This is a genomic window from Ilumatobacter sp., assembly GCF_041688325.1.
In the GTDB taxonomy this organism is placed as follows: domain Bacteria; phylum Actinomycetota; class Acidimicrobiia; order Acidimicrobiales; family Ilumatobacteraceae; genus Ilumatobacter_A.
Genome location: NZ_JBDNIJ010000195.1, coordinates 1 through 3,089 on the forward strand (window position 1 = coordinate 1; position 3,089 = coordinate 3,089).

The window sequence follows — 3,089 nt, forward strand, 5'->3', positions numbered from 1 at the left end:
ACACGCGAGAGCCACGCAGGAACGGCACATCTTCCGGGTCGGACCTGCGCGATAACGCCCTGAGGAGACGACCGCCCACTTCGCCAACTCGTCACAGGTTGGTCGCTCTGCGGTTCAGGCGTTGGAGCTGGTGGCTTGCGCGAGGTAGACGGCGGGTGATGTTCCGAGGTGGCGGCGGAAGTCTCGGGTGAGGTGGGCTTGGTCGGCGTAGCCCAGTTCGGCGGCGACCGTCGCCCAGCCGCTCCATTCTCCGCCTTCAGCGATGGCTTGTTGTGCTGCTTCTGCGGCTTCGATGATTCGCCATCGTCGAATGACGAACGATGGGCTGACCCCGACGTGGTAGTCGAACAGTCGCTGGAGCGTTCGCACGCTGATGCCAGCCAGGGTGGCGAGCTGTTCGACTCGGCTCACTGTGCGGTCGTGCTCGGCTGCCGCTGCGACGTTTGAGTCCCGCGGAGTGGTGGGGATTGCGTGACGCGTTCCCTGGTGTGGCTCAGCCCTCGACGAGTTCGGCGATGGGTTGAGTGTCGTCAGTGTGGCAGGTCTTGTCGAGGAGCGCCATCGAGGCTTCTGAGAGGTAGAGGCGGGCGATGATCCAGTCGTCGTGTTGGTCGGCGAGCACGGCCCCGATCAATCGGAGTGCGGCGGCGTCGTTGGGGAAGATGCCGACGACGTTGGTGCGTCGTTTGATCTCTTTGTTCAATCTCTCGAGCGGGTTGTTCGACCAGATCTTGCGCCAGTGCGCCGGCGGGAACACTGTGAAGGCGAGCACGTCGGTGCGAGCCGTGCGCATCGACTCTGCTGCTTTGGGGAATCGTTCGTCGAGGGTGTCGACGACTTCGTCCCAACGTTTGTTGACCTCGTCAGGGTCGGTGAGCGCGAAGATCGACCGGAACGCTGAGGCGACCAGATCTTGGGAGCCTTTCGGCACGACCGCCAACAGGTTCCTGACGTAGTGAACGCGGCAGCGTTGCCACGACGCGCCGAGCATGATCTTGCGGATCGATGCTTTCAGCCCGGCGTGCGCGTCGGAGATCACCAGGCGCACCCCCGACAGTCCACGTGTCTTCAACGACCACAGGAAGTGGGTCCAGAACGTTTCGTCTTCGGAGTCACCAATGTCGACACCGAGCACTTCACGGTTGCCCTGTGCGGTGATCCCCGTCGCGACCACGACAGCGCGCGACACGACCTGGCCCAAGGCGTCATCGCGGACGTTGACATAGGTCGCGTCGAGATACACGTACGGGAAGGTGGTGTGGCCGAGAGTGCGGTTGCGGAACGCTCCGACGCGTTCGTCGAGGCCGGCACAGATCCGGGAGACTTCGGACTTGGAGATGCCGGTGTCGATGCCCATTGCTGCGACCAGGTCATCAACGGCGCGGGTCGAGACGCCGGACACGTAGGCCTCCATCACGACTGCGTACAGGGCTTGGTCGATGCGTCGGCGCGGTTCGAGAATCGACGGGAAGAACGAGCCTTTGCGGAGCTTCGGGATCCCGAGCTGCAGATCGAATTGGCCCTTGACACCGGAACATCATTGTCTGACATTGTCTGTCCTTCCGGCGGAGCCATTCAGCTCAGCGTTTCAGACCAGACCAGTTCCACCGTTTATCTGACGCAACCTGTATCGGAGATACCAGCGCACAGCCAACAAGTCACCTTCGGTGGGAATCGGAACCCAGTGAACGATGGAGACACAACACGGCGACGAGATCACGTGGGCACGTTACGAGCCGCACCCGCTCCGTCAATGCAACAGTGCCCGGGAGGCCGGGTCTGGGATGGTCAAAACGTTCTGACAATTCGCGCTGCGGCCCGTGTCCCATGACCGACAGGGGGAAGACTCCGCCCATGGCAGCTGACATTGGTTTGATCGGACTCGCGGTGATGGGTCGCAACCTCGTGCTCAACATGGCGCGCAACGGGTTCGAGGTGGCGGTGTACAACCGCACGACCTCGAGGATGACCGAGTTCATCGCGCAGGATGCAGCGGATGCATCGGTCACAGGTCACGAGGAAATGAGCGATCTGGTCGAGAGCCTGTCAACACCGCGGATTGTTATGCTGATGGTGAAAGCGGGCGGCGCAGTCGACGCGGTCTTGAGTGAACTCGTGCCCCTGCTCGACGACGGCGACATCGTGATCGACGGCGGCAATGCCGACTACCTTGACACCGAGCGCCGCTGCGACGAACTCGCGGAGCAGGACATCCTGTTCGTAGGCGCCGGCGTGTCCGGCGGCGAGGAGGGTGCACTCAACGGCCCGTCGATCATGCCCGGCGGCTCACCAGACGCGTGGCCCCACGTGAAGCCGATCCTGCTGGCGATCGCTGCAGTGGCCGATGACGGTTCGCCGTGCTGCGAGTGGATTGGACGCGGTGGAGCCGGCCACTTCGTGAAGATGGTGCACAACGGCATCGAGTACGGCGACATGCAGGTGATCAGCGAGGCGTACGCGATCATGCAGGCACTCGGGATGTCAAACACCGAGATGTCCACCACGTTCGCCGATTGGAACTCGGGGCGGCTCGAATCGTTCCTGATCGAGATCACCGCCGAGATCCTCGCCACTGAATCACCCGACGGCGAGGCTGTGATCGACGTCATCCTCGACTCGGCGGGCCAGAAGGGAACCGGCCGATGGACCGCGATGTACGGGTTCGAACTCGGCCAGCCGGTCAGCATGATTGCCGAGGCGGTCATTGCCAGGGTCGTGTCGGCACTGATCGACGAACGACACGACGCCAGCACGATCCTCTCCGGGCCGGATCGCACGCTCGACATCGACGCCGTCCCACTCGGTGATATCAGCGACGCCCTGTACGCCTCGAAGGTCGTGTCGTACGCCCAGGGTTTCGCGATGCTCGCCGCCGCGAGCGACGAAAACGACTGGGACCTCGACCTCGGCGGGATCGCCGCGATCTGGCGGGCCGGTTGCATCATCCGGGCCACGTTCCTCGACGACATCACCTCGGTGTTCGCCGACTCGCCCAACATCGCGAACCTCCTGCTCGCCGACACGTTCGCGGAGGCAGTGCAGGCGGCTCAATCCGGCTGGCGCAGAACGGTCGGCGTCGGCATCGCCAA

2 protein-coding genes and 1 pseudogene are annotated in these 3,089 nt (G+C 63.4%); 1 reads left to right on the forward strand and 2 read right to left on the reverse strand.

Going from position 1 to position 3,089, the window contains the following annotated elements; genetic code table 11:
* Positions 1-114 precede the first annotated feature (114 nt).
* On the reverse strand, positions 115-411 hold the full coding sequence (locus tag ACH2EI_RS11795; RefSeq protein ID WP_395154984.1) for a helix-turn-helix domain-containing protein: 297 nt from the start codon (positions 409-411) through the stop codon (positions 115-117).
* An 82-nt stretch (positions 412-493) separates the two neighbouring features.
* A pseudogene (locus ACH2EI_RS11800) lies at positions 494-1,513 on the reverse strand (IS256 family transposase); the annotation flags it as partial.
* Positions 1,514-1,854: 341 nt separating this feature from the next.
* On the opposite strand from ACH2EI_RS11800, the gene gnd reads away from it, so the two are divergent.
* A partial coding sequence (gnd, locus tag ACH2EI_RS11805) for a decarboxylating NADP(+)-dependent phosphogluconate dehydrogenase (protein ID WP_395160146.1) occupies positions 1,855-3,089 on the forward strand: 1,235 nt, incomplete at its 3' end.